The organism is uncultured Caballeronia sp. (assembly GCF_964243625.1).
Lineage (GTDB): Bacteria > Pseudomonadota > Gammaproteobacteria > Burkholderiales > Burkholderiaceae > Caballeronia.
In genome coordinates, this window is the sequence record NZ_CAXTGZ010000759.1 from 1 (window position 1) to 2,614 (window position 2,614).

General features: G+C 59.9%; 4 protein-coding genes. All 4 read left to right on the forward strand.

Annotation, left to right across the window (positions count from 1 at the left end; genetic code table 11):
* The coding region (locus tag ACFFAR_RS30485; protein ID WP_375509149.1) for a M20/M25/M40 family metallo-hydrolase at nucleotides 1–209 on the forward strand (209 nt) is incomplete at its 5' end.
* Between the two features lie 25 nt (nucleotides 210–234).
* The gene (locus ACFFAR_RS30490) at nucleotides 235–927 is read left to right on the forward strand and encodes a DUF1989 domain-containing protein (protein ID WP_174364896.1); all 693 of its coding nucleotides are present in this window, start codon (nucleotides 235–237) and stop codon (nucleotides 925–927) included.
* Between the two features lie 128 nt (nucleotides 928–1,055).
* On the forward strand, nucleotides 1,056–1,598 hold the full coding sequence (locus ACFFAR_RS30495) for a cupin domain-containing protein (protein ID WP_075358908.1): 543 nt from the start codon (nucleotides 1,056–1,058) through the stop codon (nucleotides 1,596–1,598).
* Between the two features lie 10 nt (nucleotides 1,599–1,608).
* The gene (speB, locus tag ACFFAR_RS30500) at nucleotides 1,609–2,547 is read left to right on the forward strand and encodes an agmatinase (RefSeq protein ID WP_062001309.1); all 939 of its coding nucleotides are present in this window, start codon (nucleotides 1,609–1,611) and stop codon (nucleotides 2,545–2,547) included.
* Nucleotides 2,548–2,614: the final 67 nt, after the last annotated feature.

Consider the following 2,614-nt stretch of genomic DNA (forward strand, 5'->3'; position numbering starts at 1 on the left):
CGCTCTCATCACCGCCGATGAACATCACATCCGGCGCGTTTCACGACGCCATGTATCTGGCGAAGCATTGCCCGACCGCGATGCTCTTCGTCCCAAGTCGCGGCGGCATCAGCCATAACCCGCTCGAAGCCACCGACGACGATCACCTCGTTCTGGGCACGCGCGCGCTCGCGCACTGCCTGGTCCAGCTCTGCAACGAAGCACCCTGAAACTGATACGACTTAAGGAGTCACCATGAGCACGCCGCACGTTGAACATCATCACGACAACAGCCACGAACTCGGCGAGAACGCCACGCTGCGCGAACCCATTTCCGCCGATGGCACGCCGGAGATCGGCAAGACCTATACCGTGCCGGCGCGCAATGGCCGCGCGGTTCGCGTGAAGGCGGGTCAGACGATTCGCATCACCAACACGCACGGCACGCAGGTCTGCGATACGTGGATCTTCAACGCGAATCACCTCGACGAATTCCTTTCGTTCGAACACGCGCGCGCATCGCTTGATAAAGTCATTCCGCAAGCCGGCGATCCGCTGATGACCAACCATCGCCGGCCGATTGCAGAGCTCGTCGCCGACACATCGCCCGGTGTTCACGACACGCTGATGGCGGCCTGCGATTTGTATCGATACAAGAATCTCGGCGTGCATGGCTATCACGACAATTGCGCCGACAACATGCGCATGGCGTTGAAAGCCATCGGACTGCGCGCGCGAGAAGTACCGCAACCGTTCAACCTGTGGATGAACATTCCGATCAAGCCGGACTATTCCATTGAGTGGCTGGCGCCGGTATCGAAGGCAGGCGACCATGTGGACATCAAGGCAGTGATGGATTGCGTCGTGGTGATGTCGGCGTGTCCGCAGGATATTATTCCCATCAACGCGCTCAATCCGCTGGAAGTCGAATTCACGGTGCTGACGTAGACCCTCAAACTTTTAGAAGAGCCTTCCCGGTGGCCACAAAAATCCCCGCAGCACGAAAATCGGCCAGCGCACACCCGCGCGCAAGCAAGCCTGTCGAGGTTCAGCCCGATCCGGCGGCGGCACTCGGCGTGCGTCTCAAACACGCACGGATGGTCAAGCAACTGACCCTGAAAGCGCTCGCGGAGCAGGCCGGCTGCTCGGAAAGCATGTTGTCCAAACTGGAAGGCGGCCACGCGCAGCCATCGCTCGCGACGCTGCACAAGATTGCGCTGGCCTTGTCGACCAATGTGGGCGCGCTTGTATCGGGGCCCGACATCAACACGTCGCCCGTACAGCGCGCGAACGAGCGGCCGACGACCGAGTTTCCGTCAGCGGGCAAGCGGCTTTCGATCATGCTTGAACGCGTGATCGTGCCCGCTGCCGGACAGTTGTTGCAAAGCGATATACACGTGATCGAACCGCTTGCAAGCAGCGACGAACAGATCAGCCACGCGGGCGAAGAGCTCGGTTATGTGATCGAGGGCGAGTTCGAACTGACGCTTGGCGACGAATGTCATGTGCTGCACGCAGGCGACACCTTCTACTTTCCCAGCACCGTGCCGCATAGCTACCGCAATCCGGGCAAGACGGTGACCCGCGTGCTGTGGACCAATACACCGCCTACTTTCTGACGAGACATTCATGCCCGGCACTGATAGAAGCCAGATGGCGCTTCCGCGTTTCAGCGGCATTCCAACGTTCATGCGGGTGCCGTATTGCACGAATATCGATGAACTCGATATCGTGCTCGCCGGCATTCCGTTCGACGGTGGCGTCACAGCCCGTCCGGGCGCGCGTTTCGGTCCGCGCGAGATCCGCAACATGTCGAGCATGACGCGTGCGATCCATCATGTATCGCGTTTCAATCCCTTCGATGTTTGCCGCGTTGGCGATATCGGCGATGTGCCGTTCACCGATCTGTTTCATCTTGAACGCTCGCATGAAGACATCCGGCGCTTTTTCGAGCCTGTGTTCGCCGCTGGCAAGATTGCTCTGAGCGCAGGCGGCGATCACTCGATCACGTATCCGATCTTCCAGGCCATGGCGCCGAAGGCGCCTATCGGCATGGTGCATATCGATGCCCATACCGACACGTGGGACAGCTTCAAGGGATCGAAATTCACGCACGGTGCGCCGTTTCGCCGCGCGGTCGAAGCGGGCCTGCTGGATCCGAAACGTACGATCCAGATCGGCATTCGCGGCGCGCAGAATTCCGATGAAGGCTGGCGGTATTCGCTGGAAAGCGGGATGCGGGTGGTGTTTATTGAAGAGTTCGACGAACGTGGGGTGAATGCGATCATCGGGGAAGCGCGCAAGGTGATAGGCGATGGTCCGGCGTATCTTTCACTCGATGTCGATGGTCTTGATCCGGTCTATACGCCAGGGACGGGTACACCGGAGATTGGCGGTCTGACGACGCGGGAAACGTTGGGGCTGCTGCGCGGGCTGGACGGGCTTAACTGGATCGGCGGGGATGTGGTAGAGGTTTCGCCACCCTACGACCCGAGCGGTAACACGGCACTTGTTGCCGCTACGCTCATGTATGAGATTCTTTGTTTGCTGGCGCGGAGGTTTGGGTGAGGTTGGGGGGCCGGTTTTTGTTGTCGGGGTTGATGCTGGGTTGCTGCTATTTGGCCTGCGCGCGTTC

Coding starts and splice junctions, on each gene's coding strand:
- ACFFAR_RS30490 (WP_174364896.1), top strand. CDS start 235: ATGAGCACGCCGCACGTTGAACATCATCACGACAACAGCCACGAACTC.
- speB (WP_062001309.1), top strand. CDS start 1,609: ATGCCCGGCACTGATAGAAGCCAGATGGCGCTTCCGCGTTTCAGCGGC.